The sequence below is a fragment of the Psychroflexus aurantiacus genome (genome assembly GCF_010820555.1).
Lineage (GTDB): Bacteria > Bacteroidota > Bacteroidia > Flavobacteriales > Flavobacteriaceae > Psychroflexus > Psychroflexus aurantiacus.
In genome coordinates this window covers 557985-580469 of sequence record NZ_JAAIKD010000002.1, presented here as the reverse complement: position 1 = coordinate 580469, position 22485 = coordinate 557985, and the positions used below count along the sequence as shown (strand labels likewise).

Sequence of the window (22485 nt, the reverse complement as noted above, 5' to 3'; positions counted from 1 at the left end):
ACAACTTAATTCCTCTGCTCACAAGCCATAACAACAACTTGTTGCCCAAGCTCTCCCTCTTGCCTTCTCTATCCAGTACCTCAATTAGCGGGGTGCAAAACTACAACTCTTTTCCTCTTCAAACCAAACTTTTTTGAAGGTTTTTATCTCTTTTTTCACCAAAAAACTTAAGACGCACAGCTGCTTGTACTTACACTGTGCGCTTTTCTCCCCGATGAACGAAAAAAACACAAAATACTATGCGTGCATAATAAATTTTGCTATATTTGTTATATGAAGGAAAAAACTATTGATTACGTTTTAAGATCGACTTGGATTGCAGTGTCTAAAATGTACAATGAAGAAGCTAACAAGAAAGGAAGTAGTATGGCTACAGGTTTTGCTTTGTTGAGTATAGATCCGGAACATGGAACTCCTTCTACAGCTCTTGGTCCTAAGATGGGAGTTGAATCTACGAGTCTGTCCAGGACGTTAAAAACCATGGAAGAAAAAGGACTCATAAAGAGAGAAAGAAATCCTGAAGATGGCAGAAGCGTACTTATTCATTTAACCGATTTCGGCCTAGAGATGAGAAAATTCTCTAAATACGTCGTGCTGTCATTTGATGAAGCTGTCAAAAGCAATATTTCAAAAGAAGACTTGGATACTTTTTTAAGAGTAACCGATGAAATAAACAGACTAATTTCTGAAAAAATGATTTTTAAGAAAGAACAAACTAAAATTCAACACTAATATGAAAAGAAGAATCAACAAAGTTGCTGTCATTGGTTCAGGTATAATGGGAAGTGGTATAGCTTGCCATTTTGCCAATATCGGAGTAGAAGTATTACTCTTAGATATTGTGCCTAGAGAACTTACAGAAGCTGAGAAAAAACAGGGAAAAACTCTTGAAGATACGTCGGTACGTAACAGAATCGTAAATGAAGCGCTGCAGGCTTCTTTAAAATCTAACCCGTCTCCTATATATCATAAAGATTTTGCGAAAAGAATAGAAACAGGCAACCTTGAAGATGATATCGCTAAGGTTAAAGATGCAGACTGGATTATTGAAGTGGTGGTTGAAAGACTTGATATTAAAAAGCAAGTTTTTGAAAATCTTGAGAAGCACAGGACGCCAGGAACTCTGATTTCTTCAAATACGTCGGGTATTCCAATCAAGTTTATGAACGAAGGACGATCTGATGATTTTAAGAAACATTTCTGCGGGACGCATTTCTTCAATCCGCCAAGGTACCTTAAATTATTAGAGATTATTCCTGGACCTGATACCTCTGAAGAAGTATTGGATTTTCTGAATGAATACGGTGAGAAATTTCTTGGCAAAACCACTGTTGTCGCTAAGGATACCCCTGCATTCATAGGGAATCGAATAGGAATCTTCAGTATTATGAGTTTGTTCCATATGGTTAAGGACATGGATTTGACGATTGAGGAAGTCGATAAGTTAACGGGGCCGGTCATTGGAAGACCCAAATCTGCCACCTTCAGAACCGTTGATGTTGTTGGATTGGATACTTTAGTTCATGTGGCTAACGGACTTTATGATAATGTTCCAGACGATGAACGTCACGAGCTTTTCAAATTGCCAGATTTCATCGAACATATGATGGAGAAGAAATGGCTGGGGAGTAAAACTGGTCAGGGTTTCTACAAGAAGGTAAAGCATGAGGACGGGTCTAGCGAGATTAAATCTTTAGACTTAGATAGCCTGGAGTATAGAGAAAGAAAATCGGCTAAATTTGACAGCCTAGAAAAAACCAAGTCCATTGACATTGTAGCTGACAGATTTCCCGTCCTAATAGAAGGGAAAGACAAAGCAGGCGAGTTTTACAGAAAAAACTTTGCCGCATTATTTGCTTATGTTCAGAACAGAATTCCTGAAATAACGGATGCGCTTTATAAAATAGATGATGCCATGAAAGCTGGTTTCGGCTGGCAACACGGTCCATTTCAAATCTGGGATGCTATTGGACTCGAAAAAGGGATTCAATTGATGAAAGATGAAGGTTTTGAGGTTGCAGACTGGGTTCAAAGCCTTTCAGAATCAAAAGACAAAGCATTTTATCAGGTAAAATCCGGCAAGACGTATTTCTACGACAGCGATAAAAAATCGCATCAGAAAATTCCTGGACAGGATGCCTTTATCATACTTGACAACATCAGAGAAAGCCACGAGGTCTTTAGCAATAAAGACCTGGTTGCCGAAGATCTTGGTGATGGTATTTTAAATATCGAATTCCGAAGTAAAATGAATTCAATTGGAGGCGATGTCCTTAATGGTATAAACGCAGCCATGGATATAGCCGAGAAGGACTATGAAGGGGTTGTCATTTCAAACACTGGAGATAACTTCTCTGTTGGCGCCAACATTGGAATGATTTTCATGTTCGCGGTAGAACAGGAATATGAAGAACTCAATGGAGCTATAAAATACTTCCAGGATACCATGATGAGGATGCGCTACTCCTCCATTCCTACCGTAGCAGCCCCACATCAAATGGCGCTGGGCGGTGGATGTGAATTATCTATGCATGCAGACAAAATTGTTGCACATGCAGAGACCTATATCGGTTTAGTCGAATTTGGCGTAGGGGTTATTCCTGGTGGCGGAGGTTCTAAGGAAATGACCAGACGTGCAGCAATGACCTTCCAGAAGGACGATGTTGAGTTGAACAGGTTAAGAGAGAATTTCCTAACGATTGGTATGGCCAAAGTGGCTAAATCTGCACATGAAGCTTATGATCTGAATATACTCGAAAGGGGTAAAGACATTGTCGTTGTGAGCAGAGACAGGCAGCTTGCCATAGCCAAGGAACAGGCGAAACTCATGGCGAAAAACGGATACACGCAACCTGTAAAAACGAATGATATTAAAGTTCTGGGCAGACAGGCTCTCGGTGCGTTTCTAGTTGGAACTGACCAAATGAAAGCTGGAAAATACATAAGTGAACACGACCAAAAAATAGCCAATAAGCTTGCTTATGTGATGTCTGGAGGCGATTTGTCTGAAGCTAATTATGTTTCTGAACAATACCTTTTGGATCTTGAGCGTGAAGCCTTTTTATCTCTTTGTGGAGAAAGAAAGACTCTGGAGCGTTTACAGCATATGATCAAAAAAGGTAAGCCCTTAAGAAATTAGAGACCCCATCTAAATCTTCCCCAAGGGAAGACTAGAAAACATGAAGATTAATTTATTAACCGAAAAAAACACCCGCAAGAATCCCCTTTCCTTAGGAAAGGGTTAGGGATAGGAAGATGAAAACAGCATATATAGTAAAAGGATACAGAACCGCAGTAGGGAAAGCACCAAAAGGGGTGTTTCGTTTCAAAAGACCAGATGATCTGGCGGCAGAAACCATAGAACACATGATGAAGCAGTTACCGGACTTTGACAGGTCTAGAATTGATGATGTCATGGTTGGAAATGCCATGCCTGAGGCAGAACAAGGCTTGAACATGGGAAGACTGGTTTCACTTATGGGATTGAAATCTGAAGAAGTGCCCGGAGTAACCGTGAACAGATACTGTGCCTCCGGAATTGAAACCATAGCCATGGCTTCTGCCAAAATTCAAAGTGGAATGGCCGACTGCATTATTGCCGGTGGAGCAGAAAGCATGAGTTATATTCCTATGGGTGGATACAAACCAGTACCCAATTATGAAACTGCAAAAGCCGGAAACGAAAGCTATTACTGGGGAATGGGATTAACCGCTGAAGCAGTTGCCGAGAAATATAAAATCAGTTCAAAAGATCAAAATGAGTTTGCTTACCATTCTCATCAGAAAGCTATAAAGGCTCAAAAAGAGAATCGTTTTCAGGATCAAATCGTTCCAATTGAGGTTGAGGATATTTTTGTGGATTCCAAAGGGAAAAGACAATCTAAAACCTATACCGTAGATAAGGACCAGGGTCCCAGAGCAGATACTTCCGAACAGGTATTGAATAAACTCCGGCCGGTTTTTGCTGAAGGGGGTAGCGTTACAGCTGGAAATTCATCTCAAATGAGTGATGGTGCAGCTTTTGTCATGGTCATGAGCGAAGAGATGGTCAAGGAACTGAATCTTGAACCTGTAGCAAGACTTGTGTCTTATGCCACGGTTGGCGTAGAACCAAGAATAATGGGTATTGGTCCTGTTAAAGCCATACCAAAAGCTTTGGATCAAGCCGGGCTGAAACTGAATGACATTGAACTCATCGAATTGAATGAAGCTTTTGCTTCTCAATCCCTCGCCGTAGCCAGAGAACTGGATATCAATCAGGATATTTTAAACGTAAATGGAGGCGCTATTGCACTTGGACATCCACTTGGCTGCACCGGAGCAAAATTATCTGTACAGATCTTTGATGAGATGAAGAAAAGACAGTTGAAAAATAAATACGCGATGGTTACCATGTGTGTGGGAACCGGACAAGGTGCTGCCGGGATATATGAGGTGTTTTAGTGTAGAGGAACTGGTATTTAATAAATAGATTTATGCATGATTTTAAAAATTTTAAAGTTTGGCAAAAAGCTATTGAGTTGATAAAATCTGTTTTTAAATCTTATGAACACTTACCAAATGATGAAAAGTTTGGTATAAAAAGCCAAATAAAACGTTCAGCCGTATCTATAGCTTCAAACCTTGCTGAAGGTGCTGGAAGAAATACTGATAAACAATTCGTGAATTTTATTAACATGAGTCAAGGGTTCAGTTTTGAACTAGAAACTCAATTTATTTTAATTCAAGATCTCTTTAATATAGAAAATCAAGATGAATTTGTTAAAATATTTTGATAAAATAATGAAATTCAGCGAATGCTATACAAACTGATACTTTCAAAATCATAACTGTAAGTTTTATCATTAATACTGCTTACTTGATACTTAATAGAGAATAAATTATAAAAAAGAAAAAATGGAAACAAAAGAAAAACTAGATGACATGATTCGCGGAGGTCAGTTCATCGTAAAAGAAACCAAAGCTGAAGAAGTTTTCACCCCTGAAGATTTTTCTGATGAACAAAAGATGATGAGAGACTCTGTAAAAGAGTTTGTCGACAGAGAAATCTGGCCTAAAAAAGAAGAGTTTGAGAAGAAAAATTACGACTTGACTGAAGAAGTTATGCGTAAGGCTGGTGAATTAGGATTCCTGGGCGTTGCCGTACCTGAAGAATACGGCGGGCTGGGAATGGATTTCGTTTCTACCATGCTGGTTTGTGACTATATTTCAGGTGCTACCGGATCTATCGCAACAGCATTTGGTGCGCATACAGGAATTGGTACGTTGCCTATTACCTTATATGGTACTGAAGAGCAAAAGCAAAAATACATTCCGAAATTAGCAACCGGTGAATGGTTTGGGGCTTATTGTCTTACTGAACCTGGCGCAGGATCTGATGCTAATTCTGGAAAAACCAGAGCTGTTTTGTCCGAAGATGGTTCGCATTATAAGATTACAGGTCAAAAGATGTGGATTTCCAATGCTGGATTTTGTGATATATTCATCGTATTTGCACGAATAGAAGATGATAAAAACATCACAGGATTTATCGTTGAAAAAGATTTGGAAAACGGGATCTCAATGGGAGATGAAGAGAAAAAATTAGGTATTCACTCCTCTTCTACCCGCCAGGTTTTCTTCAATGAAACCAAAGTCCCTGCTGAAAATTTACTTGGAGAAAGAAATGGCGGTTTTAAAATTGCTATGAATGCCTTAAACGTAGGACGAATAAAGTTAGCCGCTGCTTGTCTCGATGCTCAGCGTCGCGTTATAGGTTCAGCGGTAAGTTATGCTAACGACAGGGTTCAGTTTGATACGCCTATTTCAAAATTTGGGGCCATTCGATCTAAACTGGCTGAAATGGCTATGTCCACTTACGCTGGTGAAGCGGCTTGTTATAGAGCTTCAAAGAATATCGAAGACCGCATCAATTTGAGAATGGAAAGTGGCAGTTCACATCAAGAGGCCGAGCTTAAAGGTGTTGAAGAATTCGCTATTGAATGTTCTATTTTAAAAGTAGCGGTTTCAGAAGATATTCAGAAGTGTACTGATGAAGGTATTCAGATTTATGGAGGTATGGGATTCTCTGCAGATGCTCCCATGGAATCTGCCTGGAGAGATGCCAGAATTTCAAGAATATATGAAGGAACCAATGAAATCAATAGAATGCTTTCTGTGGGTATGTTAGTCAAAAAAGCGATGAAAGGTCATGTGGATTTACTGGGTCCCGCTAAAGCGGTTTCTGATGAACTCACCGGCATTCCTTCGTTTGAAACTCCAGATTACTCAGCCCTTCTTTCAGAAGAAAAAGCGATGCTGAAAAAACTCAAAAAAGTGTTTTTGATGGTGGCAGGAAGCGCTGCTCAAAAGTATGGAGAAGAACTTGATCAGCATCAACAATTGCTATTGGCGTCTGCCGATATCTTGATCGAAACCTATATGGCAGAATCTGCCATTTTAAGAGCAGAGAAAAATGCAAATCGTTTTGGTGAAGAATCTCAAAACGTTCAAATTGCCATGGCTAAACTGAGATTATATAAAGCTGTTGATAAAATCAATGAAAAAGCTAAAGAAGCAATTATTTCTTTTGCTGAAGGCGACGAGCAAAAAATGATGTTGATGGGATTAAAACGTTATACCAAATACGAAAATTTCCCCAATATTGTTGAACTTAGAAATACCATTGCGGATAAAATTGTAGAAGACAATAAATATGCAGTGTAGTCTGAACGAAAATTCTTAAAGTAAAAAAGCTGTCTCTTTCAGAGACAGCTTTTTTGTTTTCAAGAATGTCTTGAATCAATTCTGAAGCTCAACCCTGTATACTTTGTCTGAAGCGGTTATATACAAGGTTTCACCAATAGTTTTCCCCCATGACAGATTGGTGATTTGTTCGTCAAACTTCAACTGAGCTATCTGCGTACCGGATTCATCGAATACCATCAAACCATTGGGACCCGTAGTATAAAGACGCTTATCCGTATCCAGCAGCATACCATCAGCTGCCCCCAATTGAGTTGGCTTACCAATATTGGCAAAAAATGCTTTAGAAACAACTTCTCCTTCTTCATCGAGATTGAACTTTATAATGTCCCCTGTTTCAGAGTCGCCTGCAAATAGTAAGCGCTCATCAACAGACAAGGCAATGCCATTTGGCAGATTAAATTCATCATAAATTAGATGTAAACTATCGTTTTTCAGCTGGTAAACCCCAGAAAAATCCAATTCAGGCTCGCCAGTTACTCCATAGGTAGGATCGGTAAAGTAAACGACACCAGCCGATGTAATGGCTAAATCGTTTGGACTGTTTAGTTTTTTCCCCTTATAAGTAGATACGAGTACATCTGTGCTTTTATCTGAATTTACAAGACTGATTTTGCCGGAATGTTGTGCAATAATAATATCTCCGTTCGGCATTTCATCTATACCATTTGAACGACCAGAAGGGTCTAGCCACACCTCGACAGTGTCCTGATCAGCTTTCCATATGTAAATTTTACTTGCTGGAATATCACTAAAAATCAAACCTTCCCCCTCAAGCCAGTGGGGACCTTCCGTAAATTGAAATCCACTTGCGATGACTTCAGGTTCTCCAAATATTTTTTTTTCTTCCGCTTTGCAGGATACCAGTAAGGTGACGGCACTAAGGACAAAACATAAGTGATTAAATAGTTTCATGTTCTTTTTTTTTATAACAAGGTTAATGACGTTTAAACCTTAATTTTCAAACCCAATTCAAGGATTATCCCAGCTGAAATCAAATGCTTTAATAAACAGCAGTATTCGGTTTATATCAGGCTTTATTTAGTCAATTTATTTTTCAGATTCTTCTTTTTTATAGTTATCATCCCAATCTTTAACCTGAGGGTCTCCCAGCTTATCCTGTGATTTGGCAACTAACATGGCAACGGCTGCATCACCAGTTACATTGACACTAGTTCTCAACATGTCTAAAGGTCTGTCTACCGCAAAGATGAGGGCTAGACCGGCTTCAGGTATACCTGCCTGACCTAAGACGATAACCAGCATCACCATTCCTGCCCCAGGCACTGCTGCAGAACCAATAGAAGCTAATGTAGCTGTGGCAATAATACCCAGTTGGGCGGCAAAACTCAACTCTATTCCGAAGGCCTGCGCAATAAACACAGCAGCAACCGCCTGATAAAGGCTTGTTCCGTCCATATTAATCGTCGCACCAATAGGCAGGACAAAACTCGACACCTGTGGATGTACACCTAAGTGTTCCTCTACGCGTTCCATGGTGACCGGTAATGTAGCAGCACTGGAACTTGTAGAAAAGGCTAATAATTGGGCTGGAGAAATTCCGTTAAGAAAAAATCGAGGGGTTTTTTTAGTAAAAATTCCAACGATCAAAGCGTAAATCCCTATCATAAGGAGCAATCCACCAACCACACAAAGCGCATAATAGGCTAAAGCTATAAATAAATCTGCGCTTGGAGCTTCTACAACGAGTGCTGCCAGTAAGGCAAAGACCCCGTAAGGTGCCGCAAGCATGATGAGGTCTATCATCTTTAAGATGACTTCATTGAGCGAATCAAAAAATTCCTTGATGGGTCTCGATTGTTTTTCTGGAATTAAAATCATACCTATCCCAAAGAAAATGGCAAAGAAAATAACCTGCAACATATTGGAATTGCTTGAAGCAGCTCCAAAAATATTCTCTGGCACCAAATCTTCTAGCGCTTGTAACGGACCAGATTCCTTTTGTTTTTGTGCACTTTGACGAGTCGTTTCAGCATCGCCACCGTAACTTTCCACTAGTTCTTCTCGGGTATCACTCTCGATGCTTTTTCCAGGTTCAAAAACATTTACAATGATGAGACCTATACTTACAGCAATTACAGTTGTCGTCAGATAGGTTAATATGGTTCGCAGCCCCATTTTGGAAAGGCTTGAAATATCCTTCAAATCTGATACGCCTTTAATAAGTGAAGCAAGAATTAAAGGAACGGCAATCAGTTTTAGAGCATTGATAAAGATCGTACCAAAGGGCTTGATCCAGTCTGTAATAAAACCGCTTCCCCATTCAAAATAGGATAATATAAACGCAAATAATACTCCAAGGCCCATTCCTATAAGGATTTGCCAGTGTAGTTCTAATTTTTTCATCTTAATGGATTGATTTATTTAATAAATAGGCATCTGCCAAAACTAAGGCAGACATAGCTTCAACGACAGGAATGGCTCTGGGAACCACACAGGGGTCATGTCGCCCTTTGCCCTGCATTTCAACTTCTTCAGCGTTTTTATTGATGGTTTGCTGCTTTTGCATGAGTGTAGCTACGGGTTTGAACGCTACCCTGAAAGTGATATCCATACCGTTGGAAATCCCACCCTGTATACCACCGCTATGATTGGTTTTAGTACTCCCGTCGGTATTGAACAAATCATTATGTTCACTTCCTCTCATGGAAACACCTTCAAATCCGGAACCGTAATCAAAGCCTTTTACTGCATTGATGGTCATCATGGCTTTACCCAGATTGGCGTGTAGTTTTTCGAAGATAGGATCACCCAGATTTTTAGGAACGTTTGAAATGACACATTTCACAATCCCTCCAATGGTATCTCCTTCTTTCCGAATCTGTCTGATATAGTCTTCCATTTGTGAAGCCACTTTTTCATTCGGGCAACGCACAGGATTTTTCTCGATCACGTCAAAGTCAACGGTATCTTTCGCTGTCAATTCAAGAGCACCTACAGCATGGGTATAGGCCGTAAATTTGACGTCACTGAGTATTTGTTTGGCAATAGCTCCTGCTACTACCCAGGAAGCCGTTTCTCTGGCGCTGGATCTTCCTCCTCCCCGATGATCTCTCTGTCCGTATTTTTGGTCGTAAGTATAGTCTGCATGATTTGGCCGAAATACATCTTTAATATGTCCGTAATCGTTTGATTTATTATCGGTATTTTGAATTTCAAACCCAATAGGTAAGCCTGTGGTTATTCCTTCAAAGATTCCGGATTTAAAATGAACTATATCAGATTCTTTTCGCTGTGTCACTATAGACGATTGCCCAGGTTTTCTCCTATCCATTTCGAGTTGAATTTTATCCAAATCCAGTTGAATTCCGGGGGGCACCCCGTCTAAAATACCTCCTATAGAAACTCCATGAGATTCACCATAGGTAGTGAGCTTTAAAAAACTGCCGAAACTATTTGATGCCATGTGTTGTTTTGAACAAATGTAATTGTTTTAAGCAATAATCAAAAAGCAATTAAACCAGATAATTAATAAATATAGCCGGAATGCTCCAAAACGTAAAGTTGAAGTTAACCAACACCTCTGTGAGATAACACACAGGTAGAATTATAGTAATCTTCAGTTTACTAGATTAGGCTTTAGCTTTTGTTTTTTTTATAGAAAACTATATAGTTTGAAGAGAAAAGTTGATTTAGTTGTTTTATCAGATATCCACTTGAGTACTTTTGGCTGTCATGCCCAGGAACTATCGAATTACCTTAATTCTATAATTCCTAAAAAAATAATTCTCAATGGTGACATCGTGGATATATGGCAATTCAGAAAAAATTACTTTCCAAAAACACATTTGGAAATCATCAGAACATTTATTGAATTTTCGATGTCCGGTACGGAAATCGTTTACATTACCGGCAACCATGACGAAATGTTAAGGAAACTAAGTGATTTTGAAAAAAAAAGAAGAAGACATCTCCACTGCCATTTTGGTTAATTTTGTTGATGAATCTACCGTATTTACTGAGAAGAGAACAAAAAACGTTGAATTTCCGCCTTTATTTGTATATTCATGCCTATGAAAAAACACAGGCTTTCCCTTATAGTAATACTAATCATCTTTTGTTCATCCTGTTCAGAAGAAGAAGATACTTTTTTAAATTCAGATGTTGACTATTTACCTCTTGACATTGGTAATTCCTGGGTTTATGAAAATCATTTAAGTCAGAATGCCAGCAATATTCAAGGAACTGAAATACTGTCTGTCGATGAAAAGATTCAAAACAGATATGGCTTCACTCAAAGCAGTGATGAACTTTTAGGAATTTTTAGCAGTATGCTGGCTGGTGGCAAGGTTTACAAACAAAATGGAAATCAAAAGATAATTCTGGATGGCGAATACAGCATAGATTTAGAAAATGGCTTGTCCCCTCTTCAACTGCCTCTGGAAGATATTGTGCTTTACGATGATTTTTCATCTCAGGGAGATATCATGTCTTCATCCTCCGGGGAATTTCAACAAAGCATCAATGATTATCCTGTAGATTTTATCTTTAAAATCAGCTCAGTAAATAAAGGCTTCTCTACTTCGAAAGTCGTAAATGAGGTGAGTTACGAAAATATTTTTGTCTCAGAAATTCAGATAACGCTTTCAGCAGAGGTGTTCATCGTTTTCACTGATTTCACCTTATTGCAGGAACAACAAATTACGAGTATCACCAATTATTTTGCTGAAGATATTGGTCTTATTTTAAGTGAAGTGAATACGGAAATTATTTTTGAAGATATTCTGGAGCAATTGGAAATAGAAATTCCTGACTTGGATTTTAATTCTTCTCAGGAACTTGACAGTTACCTGCTCGACTCATAATACATATTTATTCAATATGGAGACGGGATGAAGGGCTTCCTTTTGAGTCCCGTCCTTTATCTGATGCCTGCAGCTGGTACCGTTTGCACAAATAAGTCCATTCGATTTTCTCACCGCAGGAAATAAAATCAATTCTCCGATATCCTGACTTACTTTATAGTGTTCTTTCTCATAACCAAAGCTGCCAGCCATACCACAGCAGCCTGACGGGATTAAGGTCACTTTAAAGTTTTTCGGTAAATTCAAGAGATTAAACGTATGAATTTGATTGGATAAAGCTTTCTGATAGCAATGGTTATGAATTTTAATGGCTTTGGATTCTTCTGAAAACTGATCTGATTTTAGATTTCCAGATTGAATTTCAGCATTGAGAAACTCTTCTATCAAAAACACATGCTTAGAAAGTTGTTCTGCTGAAGTTTTGTCTGAGGCCAATTTTAAATATTCATCCCTGAAACTTAAAATGGAAGAAGGCTCAACTCCCAGCAAAGGGGATTCTTGTGAAACTTTAGTGGAAAAGACAGCTACATTTTTATCTACAATTCTCTGACCTTCGTCAAGCAATCCTTTTGAAAAATAAGCCCTTCCGCTTTCTTCATGCCTGAGGACCTTGATTTCATAGCCGAGTTTAGTGAGTAATTCTATGGCATCGATTCCTATTTCAACATCCAGGTAATTCGTGAATTCATCGATGAACAGGTAGACAGATTTCTTTTTCTCTCCGATTGCCTTTAATGAAATCAAGCCTTTGTCGATTTTATACCTCAGGGACTGAGAGCTCAGTCTTGGTAAACTTCGTTCTTTGGCTATTCCGGCTATGCGCTTAATCAAATTCGAGGTCAGTGCATTGGTATTTAACCAGTTATAAATCGGAGCTGCCGGAGAAGCGAGTTTATTGATGAGATTATTATTTGCAAAAACTCTGGTTCTCAGTTCAGTTCCATTCGCTTTTTGATACTGATAAAGAAATTCAGTTTTGAAAGCACCAACATCGACATTGCTGGGACATTCGTTTTTACAAGCCTTACAATTAATACAGAGGTCAAAAACTTCTTTAAGATTCTTATCATCAAAGGCATTCTTATCCTGATGCTTTTGTGTCAGAACTTCCCTTAACATATTAGCTCTTGCCCGTGTCGTGTCCTTTTCATTTTTGGTGGCCTGATAACTCGGGCACATGCCCCCTTCGAATTCATGAGACTTTCTGCAATCTCCACTCCCATTACATTGCTCAGCAGCTCTGAGAATGCCTAGATTTTTAGAAAAATCGAGTTTGGTAGAAATCTCAGGCTCATCCCTGTTCACTTCATACCGTAAATCGGTATCGATAGGCTTGGGGTTGACAATTTTGCCGGGATTGAACAGATTTTTAGGATCGAATACCTGCTTTATCTCCTGAAATATCCTGTAACATTCTTTACCTACCACCAGCTCCGTAAACGGCGCTCTCACCCTGCCGTCTCCATGCTCGCCGCTCAGAGCGCCTCCGTAAGATTTCACCAAATGAGCAACATCGCTGGATATGTTTTTAAACTCTTCAACCCCTTTAGATGTTTTCAAATTCAATATGGGTCTTAAATGTAGTTCACCGGCACCGGCATGAGCGTAATACACTGCTTTTTGATTGTAAGAGGTCATGATTTTGGAAAAATCTGCAATGTAATGCGGTAAATCTTCGATGGCAACCGAGGTGTCTTCTATACAGGCGACAGCTTTTTCATCCCCTTTAAGATTTCCCAGCAAACCAAGACCCGCTTTTCTCAACTCTACCGCAAGATCTATTTCTCCGGCTTTTAAAACCGGCGACGCGTAGGATTTGGTCGAAGACTTTAAATCTGCAAGCAGAGTCTTGACCTGTATTTTCAAATCCTCCAGTGCGTCTGATCTGAGTTCAAGCATCAAAATAGCTTCAGGATCTTTTTCAATAAAAAATCTATGCCCTTTATATTTCATGCTGTCTTTCGTGCAGTCCAGGATGGTTTTATCCATCATCTCACAGGTAAATAACTCATGAGACATGCAGGTTTTTACAGACTCAAGACAGTCTGAAATACTTGTGAAATGCGCTGCCACCATAGCGGAATGCTGAGGCTGTACGGCATCCAGTCTCAATTCAAGTTCTGTGGCTATAAATAAAGTGCCTTCACTACCACACAAGAGTTTATTGAGATTAAAATAGAGGTTAGAATCCGATTTAAAGAAAGATGAGTTATACAGCTCATCTATAGAATATCCCGTGTTTCTTCGATGAATGGAAGATTTCGGAAAGCCTTCTTCAATGAGAGCCTCGATATCTTTTTGCTGAAAAAGCCGGTTGAAGTACTTATAAATTTTGCCTTCAAGTGAATCTGATTTTAATTTGTGCTCAAATTCGGTTTTTGTAAGCGGTTTGACTTCGATAAAGCTGCCATCGGAAAGAAAACCTTTGGAAGATATAATTTTATCGCGTGTCACCCCGTATTTGATAGAGGTTGTTCCTGAGGAATTGTTCCCAAACATACCCCCCACGTTACAACGGTTGCTGGTAGAGGTATTGGGTCCAAAAAATAATCGATTTGGTTTCAACCTGTTATTTAACGCATCCCTTACCACTCCGGGCTGTAAGCGTATGGTCTTTAACTCGGAATTGAAATCGATTTCATCTGTAAAATATTTGCTCAGGTCTAATACAATCCCGTCTGTAACACACTGACCGGCCAGGGAGGTCCCTGCTGCTCTGGGTGTGATGGAAAGTTTGTGTTTTCTTGAAAATTCAATGACCTTTTTTAAATCTGAAAAGGTTTTAGGATATATCACCGCAGCAGGAATTTCCCTGTAAACCGAGGCATCCGTGGCATAAATGGATCGGTGTAATTCATCTTTATAAAGATTTCCTTCTAGTGAATCGGATAAGGTTTGAAAAAGGGAATTTTGCATCTGTTTAAAATCAAATTCAAAAATAACATAGAAGGGCTAACATCAAATGTAAACAAACGATAATTTTAAACAGAAATTCAATTCATGCTCTAGCAGAATACGCTTTTAGATATTAAAAATCAAAAGTTAAATACCTTAATTATAAAATTAAAGTTTCAAAAAAAATCAAGTGACTAACTTTAATTTCTTAAATTTATAATTTAAGTTAACAAAAGTTAGAATGGGCTATAATGGCATTGTAGCCAAATATAAATACACAATTAAAATATATAAACTATGGACATTAATTTCAATTACGTACACGTTACAGCAAGCGACAGACTTGAAGACTTAGTCACTAAAAAATTAGAAAAACTCGAAAACAGGTACGACTGGATCGTAAGAGGTGAAGTATTTTTTAAAAAGGAGAACACCTCAAGCCCTGAAACAGGAATGATTTGCGAAATCAAGCTGAGTGCACCGGGTCAAAATGTGTTTGCTTCTTCCAACGAGAAAGCTTTCGAAATGGCTATTACCAATACAGTTGATGACATCCAGAGACAACTTCAGAAGAAAAAAGAAAAAATGTCAGCTCGATAATAGTTTTAGGCATAAACTTTAAAACCCAGTCTCAAATAAATTGAGACTGGGTTTTTTTTATATTGAAAAATCCGTTTATAATTTTTCCCTGAAATCGTTGATAATACCACCTTTTATCAATACATCTATTTGCCGACCGCTTAAGCTATGCTTGGTCTGTATGGTCTTCTGCTCGCCATTGGATTTATGGATAACCACTTCAATCGGTTCTTTAGACCTCACTGAACTGATGACGTCTTTCAATTCGATATCATCTCCCTGTTCAATCAGGTCATAATCGGACTCCTGTGTAAATTCAAGAGGAAGAATTCCAAAATTAATCAAATTCTGCCAGGCAATCCTGGCGTAACTTTTAGCAATGACAGCTACTTGTCCAAGGTATTTTGGAGCCAGGGCTGCATGTTCACGACTAGAGCCCTGAGCATAATTATCGGCTGCGACAACAACATGACCACCCCGGGAATCTCTAACTTCCATAGCTCTGTCATAAAAGGTTTCATCGATGACTGTATAGGAATATTTACTGATTTCGGGAAGATTACTTCGGAAGGGCAGCACTTCTGCTCCGGCTTTCAAAATTTCATCTGTAGAGATATTATCCCCCATCTTAAGCAGTACAGGGACTTTATAAGATTCTTTAAGTTCAGGGATTTCCGGAAGTGCTTTTATATTTGGTCCTTTTTGCAATTCAACCGATGTATTATCCTCAACCGGCGCTACAAGCATATAGGTATTGATAATTTCGTAAGTCGGGTACTCAAATTTCGGATACTGCATTCCAAATTTTTCTTCCATATCTCTTGGATCGGTAATTTTACCCGTTAATGCAGAAGCTGCTGCGGTTTCCGGACTACAGAGGTAAACCTGATCATCTTTGGTTCCACTTCGATCGGGAAAATTACGCGGCATGGTTCGCAAACTTATCGTTCCACTTGCGGGAGCCTGTCCCATACCAATACAGCCCATGCATCCCGACTGGTGAAATCTGGCACCAGACTTTATCAGATTTCCAAAGGTTCTGTTTTCAATCATGTTTTGCATGATTTGTCTTGAAGTAGGATTAACATCAAAACTAACGTCAGAACTTATGCTTTTATCTTTTACAATAGCGCTTGCCATCCAAAAATCACGTAATCCGGGATTGGCTGAAGACCCAATCACAACCTGACCGATTTCTTTTCCGGCAACTTCAGAAACGGGAACTACATTGCCGGGACTTGTAGGCAGGGCAATGAGAGGGACGAGGTCATCCAAAATGATTTCATCATGGAATTCATATTCACATCCTTCGTCTGCAAGTAATTCTGTCCAGTCCTCTTCCCTGTTTTGAGATTTCAAAAAACGTTTAGTCTCTTCATCACTAGGGAATACAGATGTGGTTGCACCAAGTTCAGCACCCATATTAGCGATGACATGGCGGTCCATAGCGCTTAGTGCTTTAAGACCATCTCCATAGTATTCAATTATCTTTCCAACGCCACCCTTTACATCATGGCGTCTCAGCATTTCTAAAATCACATCTTTTGCGCTTACCCAGTCTGGAAGTTTACCCGTAAGCTTAACCCCCATGACTTTAGGCATTTTTACAAAATAAGGCTGTCCTGCAATAGCAGCGGCTACATCCAGACCGCCTGTACCAATAGCCAGCATACCGAGTGATCCGGCAGCACAGGTATGAGAATCTGAACCTACCATGGTTTTTCCAGGTTTTCCAAAACGTTCCATATGCACAGGGTGGCTTACTCCGTTGCCCGGCCTGCTAAACCACAAGCCGAATCGCTGTGAAGCAGATCTCAAGAATTTATGATCATCTGCATTTTTAAAGTCAGTTTGAAGCAGATTATGATCCACATACTGAACAGCTACTTCTGTTTTTGCCCGGTCTAAGCCCATGGCTTCAAGTTCGAGCTGCACTAAAGTTCCTGTTGCATCCTGTAATAAGGCCTGATCTATTTTAATACCGATTTCCTCACCTGGCTTCATTTCTCCGTCTAACAAATGAGATTCAATTAATTTCTGCGTCACATTCTTTGCCATGATTATGTTTTAAATTTGAATTCATTTAAAAATACCATTATCAAAAGCAATTTTAATTTCAATTAACAAAGATTAAACTCTTAATTTCTATTGGATACAAGACTTAAAATCCATTACTTTTGAAAAAAAATCCTATGACCGTTCATAATTTAAGTCAAACCAACTCAATCCTTAATCGCTTTTTACATCAAATTCGAGATGAAACCATTCAGACCGACCGTATGAAATTCAGAAGAAATATTGAGCGAATTGGTGAGATCCTGAGTTATGAAATGAGTAAAACATTAAATTTTGAATCCCGTTCTTTTCAGACGCCCCTAAGCTCAGCCCGTTTTAATGAACTCACTGAAAATATTGTAGTATGCTCCATTCTAAGGGCTGGAATTCCACTTCATAACGGCGTACTCAATTATTTTGATGAAGCTGATAATGCGTTTGTGTCTGCATTCAGAAAAAAGACAACTACTTCTGAAGAGGATTTCGAAATCGTTGTGGAATATTTAGCATCGCCTGGGCTCGAAGGCAAAACACTTGTTTTGGTAGATCCGATGCTGGCTACAGGACTATCTATGCTCAATGTTTTAAAGGCCCTGAAAAAGCTGGGGAAACCTAAATCCATTCATATTTTATCTGTAATCGGGGCTCAACCTGGAGTGGACTTGATCCAGGACTATTTACCCGAAAATGCTCACCTTTGGATTGGGGACATAGACAAGAAATTAAACGACAAAGGATATATTATCCCAGGACTAGGTGATGCGGGTGACTTAGCTTACGGACAAAAATTATAACTTTAATCCTGAAAAATAGAAAAGCCTGCTTAATTGAAACCAAGCAGGCTTTTCATTGGCAACAAACTTAACTAGTTGCTATAAAGTTCTTCAAAAAACTGAGCCATTCTTTCCCAGGATTTCATGGCGGCGTCCTTATCGTAAGCTAAAGGAAGGTCATATTCCTTGGCGATACTATCTGCATCTTTATTCGTAAAGGAATGCTTCACACCTTCATAAGCTATATACTTATAATCTGCATTAACAGCATCCAATTGGGCTTTTAAGTTCTTAATCTGTTCATCGGTGACCATCGCATCTTCAGCCCCGTTTTGAATTAAAAGTTTCGCTTTCAAATCTTCACCGGGCATAACTGGCAAACCTAATCCGCTATGAAAAACCGCTACGGCATCCAAATCGACTCCGGTATTCGCCATGGCTAAAGCTACACTTCCGCCAAAACAAAATCCAATCGCAGATATCTTTTCGGGATCTACGTTTTCATTTGCTTTCAAAGTTTCCATAGCGGCTTTGAAGCGTTTTTGGGCAGTATCAAAATTATTCATCACGTTACTGGAAAACTCCATGGCCTCCTCCGGGTGTTGTGCTTGTTTACCCTGACCATACATATCCACAGCAAAGGCAACATAGCCTAATTCTGCAAGCTGATCTGCTTTAGTTCTGGCAAATTCATTATGCCCCCACCATTCATGTACTACCAGTATACCAGGTCTTTTTTCTTCCAGATCTTCCTGATGAGCAATGTATCCGGTCATTACTGTAGAATCCGTTTCGTAAGAAATTTCTTCTCCTATCAGTTTAATTTCGTTTTTTTCAGATACAACATTGATTCCCTCTTCGGATTTATCCTTTTGTTCAGACTTGCATGCGGTTAAAACAATCGCGAAAGTCAATAAAATTAGTTTATAAATTTTCATAGGTTTTATTTTAATGATTTACTGTTGGTTTTAGTATCCAGGCGTACCCACATCTTATCTTCATTCAATTTGAAGCTTCCCTTGAATTCAAAATTACATTCGTTAGGAGAAATTATGGATAAAAAGATATTACCATCTTTCTTATTATACAAATGGTAGGTTTGACCTACAATAGGTTCAAAACTAAATTCAGCACTATAAATGAGATTGTTATATTCAAACTGAGCCATCAATTTTTCATACTGGCTTTTCAGTTCTTCATATTCTGTTTTGATTTGATGATTGACTTTACTCACGTTAGAATTTTTCCAACCGGTCAAATCTGTTGGCGTAATTTTGGGAGCACCAGAATTTGTTGCATAAGGCAATAATCCAGCCTCATATTTTTCGGTTTTTTCGTTGTAAACGACTTGGTCTGGCTTTTTGGACTTTTCTCCCATGTTCTTTAATACGTTATATATAAAGCGAAATTAAATTCAATTCTTTCAATAAGCCTTCTAGCTAAGGTTAAAATTCCTTTAAAATACTGAATTTAATGCCTATAAAATTGGGTTTGGTGTTGTAAATCATACCTTTGCAGAGAATTTGAATAGAAATCTAATTAATTAGAAATCAATAAATTAATATTATGAGTCAAGTTAAAGAAAAAGACACAGTAAAAGTTCATTACACTGGTAAACTAGCTTCAACAGGTCAGGTTTTCGATAGTTCTCTGGAAAGAGAACCCATTGAATTTACACTTGGTGAAGGAACCATTATTCCAGGTTTTGAAACTGGGGTCCTTAATATGAAAGAAACCGAGAAAAAAACCATTGAAATACCAAAAGAAGAAGCTTACGGTGAAGTAAGAAAAGATCTTTTTCAAGAAGTACCAAAAGATCAGCTTCCTGAAGAAATCAAACCAGAAGTAGGAATGGGATTGGTTTCTCAAAACCCTGATGGTACCGAGCGTCAGTTAAGAGTTGCTGAAGTTAAAGATGATCACATCATTGTAGATGCTAACCATCCGCTTGCAGGACACGATTTAACTTTTGAATTAGAATTGGTTGAAATTAAAAATTAAGCCTTCCACTTCAAAAAATTTAAGCTATTAAAACCACTCCTTCGAGTGGTTTTTTTTGTAAGCTAATTTAGAAGCTTTCGACTAATGGTATAAATCTAAAAACAACAAAAATGAAAGCATTAGAAATAAGCGAAGCTAAAGCGCCAGCTAAAGACATTCTGGAAGCTACAAAATCTAAGATGGGAGTTGTTCCTAATATGTTTAAAATGATGGCTAACAACCCTTCATTGCTGAAGGCTTATACACAGGCAGACGACACCTTTAGAAATGATTCTGGTTTTACTTCACAGGAGCAGGAAGTCATTCTATTGTCCGTTGCTATTTATAATGGTTGCCGGTATTGCGTGGCAGCACACAGCTTTATAGCTAAAAACCAGAGTGGTGTAGCCTCCGAGGTTTTAGACGCCCTGAGGCAGCAAAAGGAATTACCCGACGCTAAGCTTGATGCCCTTTCAAACTTTACGACTTCTGTAGCCAAAGAAAGAGGTTATCCAACCGAAACGGCTACAAAAGCACTTAAAGAGGCCGGGTATACTGACCAGCATATCGCAGGAGTTATCACCGGCGTGGGGATGAAAACCATGAGTAACTACCTCAATCATATCGCCGAAACTGAAGTAGACGACATGTTTGCTGAGTTTAAGTGGGAAAACTAAGTTAGCAGAGTTCATAATTCCATTAGCGTTCAACCTAATCGTTGAACGCTTTTTTGTTTAAAGTATTTAAATAATATTTAAACTTGTTTCATAGAAGACGAAGTAGATTTGCAGCTATGAAATTAACATTACAATTAGCCGCCGTTTATAATATCCTCTGGGGAACCTGGGTAGTTATTTTTCCAAATCATTTCTTCAATCTTGTCGGGATGGAGCTTCCCTCCCAGCCTATGATCTGGCAAGGAATGGGAATGGTTATTGGCGTTTTTGGACTGGGATACTGGTGGGCCTCGTATGACCCGTTAAGACACTGGCCAATCGTGGCTGTTGGCTTTCTGGGAAAGATTTTCGGCCCGCTGGGTTTCGTCTTCAATTATGCAGAGGGAAAAGTTCCATTTGAATTCTTCTATACCTTGATCACGAATGATTTTATATGGTGGATTCCTTTTTTTCTTATCTTGAAAAAAGTACATCAGGATTATAACTGGAAACTCACAGCCTAATGACTTCAATTTTAGAGTACATACATTCCATCAGAATGGTTATAGATTTTGGTCTTGTCGTTCTTATCTGGATGGTTCAGCTTATTATTTATCCCGGATTTTTATTTTACGGAGACTCCGATCTTTTGAAGTGGCATAAATATTACACACCCAGAATTACTTTTGTGGTAGCGCCTTTGATGTTTATTCAGATGGGAATTGCCATCTATTTATCCGTTTTTGAATTTTCACTCTTAAATCTGATCTATGCCCTACTCGTGCTTTCCACCTGGGCGAGTACCTTTCTTTATTTTGTTCCCCTGCATCAAAAAATAGAAGGCAATCGAGACCTGAAAATCTCAGCTGACCAATTGGCTTCACTTAACTGGATAAGGACTTTACAATGGTCTTTTATCTTCCTTTACGGATTATTCCTTTTGACTTCTTAATTATATAATAAAATACTGAGTCTGACAGACATATAAAACTAATATACTTGACTTTCTTAGTTTAAAGTTGTATTATAGCAAGATTTCAGTTATTAACTATACTATAAAAATTATATATGAGACAGCTTAAAATTACCAAACAAGTCACCAATCGTGAATCTAAGTCCTTAGACAAGTATCTCCAGGATATAAGTAAAGTTGACTTAATAACCGCTGAGGAAGAAGTAGAGTTAGCTCAGCGAATCAGAGAAGGTGATCAGGCAGCTTTGGAAAAGTTAACCAATGCTAACTTAAGGTTTGTCGTCTCAGTTGCAAAGCAATATCAAAATCAGGGTCTAAAACTTCCAGATTTAATAAATGAAGGAAATGTTGGTCTGGTGAAAGCAGCCAAGCGTTTCGATGAAACCCGGGGTTTCAAATTTATATCCTATGCTGTCTGGTGGATCAGACAGTCTATTTTACAAGCTCTCGCAGAACAATCCCGTGTGGTAAGACTTCCGCTGAATAAGATTGGAGTCATCAATAAAATAAATAAAACCTTTTCGCATCTTGAGCAGGTTAACGAGCGTCCACCTTCGGCCATTGAAATTGCCAAGGAACTGGATATGAGTGAATCTCAGGTTAAGGTAGCTCTCAAGAATTCCGGGCGCCATCTTTCGATGGATGCGCCGTTTAAAGAGGGAGAAAATGATTCTAACCTTTACGATGTCCTGAGTTCCGGAGATTCTCCTACGCCAGATGATCAATTGATGAGAGACTCTTTGAGTATCGAAATCAACAGAGCGCTTGAAACTTTGTCTCAGCGTGAAGCTGATGTGATTCGCCTTAATTATGGTATTGGAAATCAGCCTGCCATGACGCTTCAGGAAATCGGGGATACCTTTGATTTGAGCAGAGAACGCGTCAGACAAATAAGAGAAAAAGGGATTAGACGCTTAAAGCATCAGTCCAAAAACAAAATGCTTAAAAAATATTTAGGTTAAGAGTTTGTCCTCAAACTAAAAAACCATCCACCTAAGGCGGAT

At 38.8% G+C, this 22485-nt stretch carries 21 protein-coding genes; 14 read left to right on the top strand and 7 right to left on the bottom strand.

From position 1 onward, the window contains the following. The first annotated feature begins 273 nt into the window (after positions 1-273). The 5 genes from G3567_RS05400 to G3567_RS05380 all read left to right on the top strand — a co-directional run bounded on the left by G3567_RS05400 (position 274) and on the right by G3567_RS05380 (position 6705). Positions 274-732, top strand: a complete 459-nt coding sequence (locus G3567_RS05400; RefSeq protein ID WP_164004291.1) for a MarR family winged helix-turn-helix transcriptional regulator — start codon at positions 274-276, stop codon at positions 730-732. Between the two features lies 1 nt (position 733). After that, the gene (locus tag G3567_RS05395; protein ID WP_164004290.1) at positions 734-3139 is read left to right on the top strand and encodes a 3-hydroxyacyl-CoA dehydrogenase/enoyl-CoA hydratase family protein; all 2406 of its coding nucleotides are present in this window, start codon (positions 734-736) and stop codon (positions 3137-3139) included. A 116-nt stretch (positions 3140-3255) separates the two neighbouring features. Further along, positions 3256-4443 (top strand): acetyl-CoA C-acyltransferase, encoded by a 1188-nt coding sequence (locus G3567_RS05390; protein WP_164004289.1) that lies wholly within the window; start codon positions 3256-3258, stop codon positions 4441-4443. Positions 4444-4475: 32 nt separating this feature from the next. Then, complete coding sequence (locus tag G3567_RS05385; protein WP_164004288.1) at positions 4476-4775, top strand: four helix bundle protein; 300 nt, start codon at positions 4476-4478, stop codon at positions 4773-4775. Positions 4776-4896: 121 nt separating this feature from the next. Continuing rightward, entirely contained in the window at positions 4897-6705 is a 1809-nt protein-coding gene (locus tag G3567_RS05380; protein WP_164004287.1) for an acyl-CoA dehydrogenase family protein, read from the top strand. 75 nt (positions 6706-6780) lie between these two features. Here the strand turns inward: G3567_RS05380 and G3567_RS05375 are convergent, their stop codons facing one another. The 3 genes from G3567_RS05375 to aroC form a co-directional block, all read right to left on the bottom strand. Next, positions 6781-7659 (bottom strand): SMP-30/gluconolactonase/LRE family protein, encoded by an 879-nt coding sequence (locus G3567_RS05375; protein WP_164004286.1) that lies wholly within the window; start codon positions 7657-7659, stop codon positions 6781-6783. A 135-nt stretch (positions 7660-7794) separates the two neighbouring features. Next, entirely contained in the window at positions 7795-9111 is a 1317-nt protein-coding gene (locus tag G3567_RS05370) for a dicarboxylate/amino acid:cation symporter (protein ID WP_164004285.1), read from the bottom strand. Position 9112: 1 nt separating this feature from the next. After that, positions 9113-10171 (bottom strand): chorismate synthase, encoded by a 1059-nt coding sequence (aroC, locus tag G3567_RS05365; protein WP_164004284.1) that lies wholly within the window; start codon positions 10169-10171, stop codon positions 9113-9115. Positions 10172-10379: 208 nt separating this feature from the next. Here aroC and G3567_RS05360 point away from each other — a divergent pair, with 208 nt between their 5' ends. Together G3567_RS05360 and G3567_RS05355 are read left to right on the top strand one after the other, a co-directional pair. After that, positions 10380-10697 (top strand): UDP-2,3-diacylglucosamine diphosphatase, encoded by a 318-nt coding sequence (locus tag G3567_RS05360; protein WP_262887111.1) that lies wholly within the window; start codon positions 10380-10382, stop codon positions 10695-10697. Positions 10698-10778: 81 nt separating this feature from the next. Further along, on the top strand, positions 10779-11570 hold the full coding sequence (locus G3567_RS05355) for a hypothetical protein (RefSeq protein WP_164004283.1): 792 nt from the start codon (positions 10779-10781) through the stop codon (positions 11568-11570). On the opposite strand, the gene G3567_RS05350 is transcribed toward G3567_RS05355, so the two are convergent. Next, positions 11565-14486 (bottom strand): FAD-binding and (Fe-S)-binding domain-containing protein, encoded by a 2922-nt coding sequence (locus G3567_RS05350; protein ID WP_164004282.1) that lies wholly within the window; start codon positions 14484-14486, stop codon positions 11565-11567. The genes G3567_RS05355 and G3567_RS05350 overlap by 6 nt on opposite strands. A 276-nt stretch (positions 14487-14762) precedes the next feature. On the opposite strand from G3567_RS05350, the gene hpf reads away from it, so the two are divergent. Next, the gene (gene hpf, locus G3567_RS05345; protein WP_164004281.1) at positions 14763-15065 is read left to right on the top strand and encodes a ribosome hibernation-promoting factor, HPF/YfiA family; all 303 of its coding nucleotides are present in this window, start codon (positions 14763-14765) and stop codon (positions 15063-15065) included. Positions 15066-15140: 75 nt separating this feature from the next. Here hpf and G3567_RS05340 read toward each other — a convergent pair whose 3' ends face one another. Continuing rightward, a complete protein-coding gene (locus G3567_RS05340; RefSeq protein WP_164004280.1) occupies positions 15141-17102 on the bottom strand; it encodes an aconitate hydratase in 1962 nt (653 codons plus the stop codon). A gap of 134 nt (positions 17103-17236) precedes the next feature. On the opposite strand from G3567_RS05340, the gene upp reads away from it, so the two are divergent. After that, a complete protein-coding gene (upp, locus tag G3567_RS05335) occupies positions 17237-17893 on the top strand; it encodes a uracil phosphoribosyltransferase (RefSeq protein WP_164004321.1) in 657 nt (218 codons plus the stop codon). Between the two features lie 71 nt (positions 17894-17964). On the opposite strand, the gene G3567_RS05330 is transcribed toward upp, so the two are convergent. After that, a complete protein-coding gene (locus tag G3567_RS05330) occupies positions 17965-18810 on the bottom strand; it encodes a dienelactone hydrolase family protein (protein ID WP_164004279.1) in 846 nt (281 codons plus the stop codon). A 5-nt stretch (positions 18811-18815) separates the two neighbouring features. Further along, positions 18816-19250, bottom strand: a complete 435-nt coding sequence (locus G3567_RS05325; protein ID WP_164004278.1) for a DUF2452 domain-containing protein — start codon at positions 19248-19250, stop codon at positions 18816-18818. 188 nt (positions 19251-19438) lie between these two features. Here G3567_RS05325 and G3567_RS05320 point away from each other — a divergent pair, with 188 nt between their 5' ends. From G3567_RS05320 to G3567_RS05300, 5 genes are all read left to right on the top strand, one after another. Continuing rightward, positions 19439-19873, top strand: a complete 435-nt coding sequence (locus G3567_RS05320) for an FKBP-type peptidyl-prolyl cis-trans isomerase (protein WP_164004277.1) — start codon at positions 19439-19441, stop codon at positions 19871-19873. A gap of 110 nt (positions 19874-19983) precedes the next feature. Then, positions 19984-20529, top strand: a complete 546-nt coding sequence (locus G3567_RS05315; protein WP_164004276.1) for a carboxymuconolactone decarboxylase family protein — start codon at positions 19984-19986, stop codon at positions 20527-20529. A gap of 116 nt (positions 20530-20645) precedes the next feature. Then, entirely contained in the window at positions 20646-21032 is a 387-nt protein-coding gene (locus G3567_RS05310; RefSeq protein WP_164004275.1) for an alkyl hydroperoxide reductase, read from the top strand. Then, a complete protein-coding gene (locus G3567_RS05305) occupies positions 21032-21460 on the top strand; it encodes a hypothetical protein (protein WP_235923479.1) in 429 nt (142 codons plus the stop codon). The genes G3567_RS05310 and G3567_RS05305 overlap by 1 nt, the downstream gene beginning before the upstream one ends. Before the next feature lie 116 nt (positions 21461-21576). Then, positions 21577-22443, top strand: a complete 867-nt coding sequence (locus tag G3567_RS05300) for a sigma-70 family RNA polymerase sigma factor (protein ID WP_093368251.1) — start codon at positions 21577-21579, stop codon at positions 22441-22443. Positions 22444-22485: the final 42 nt, after the last annotated feature.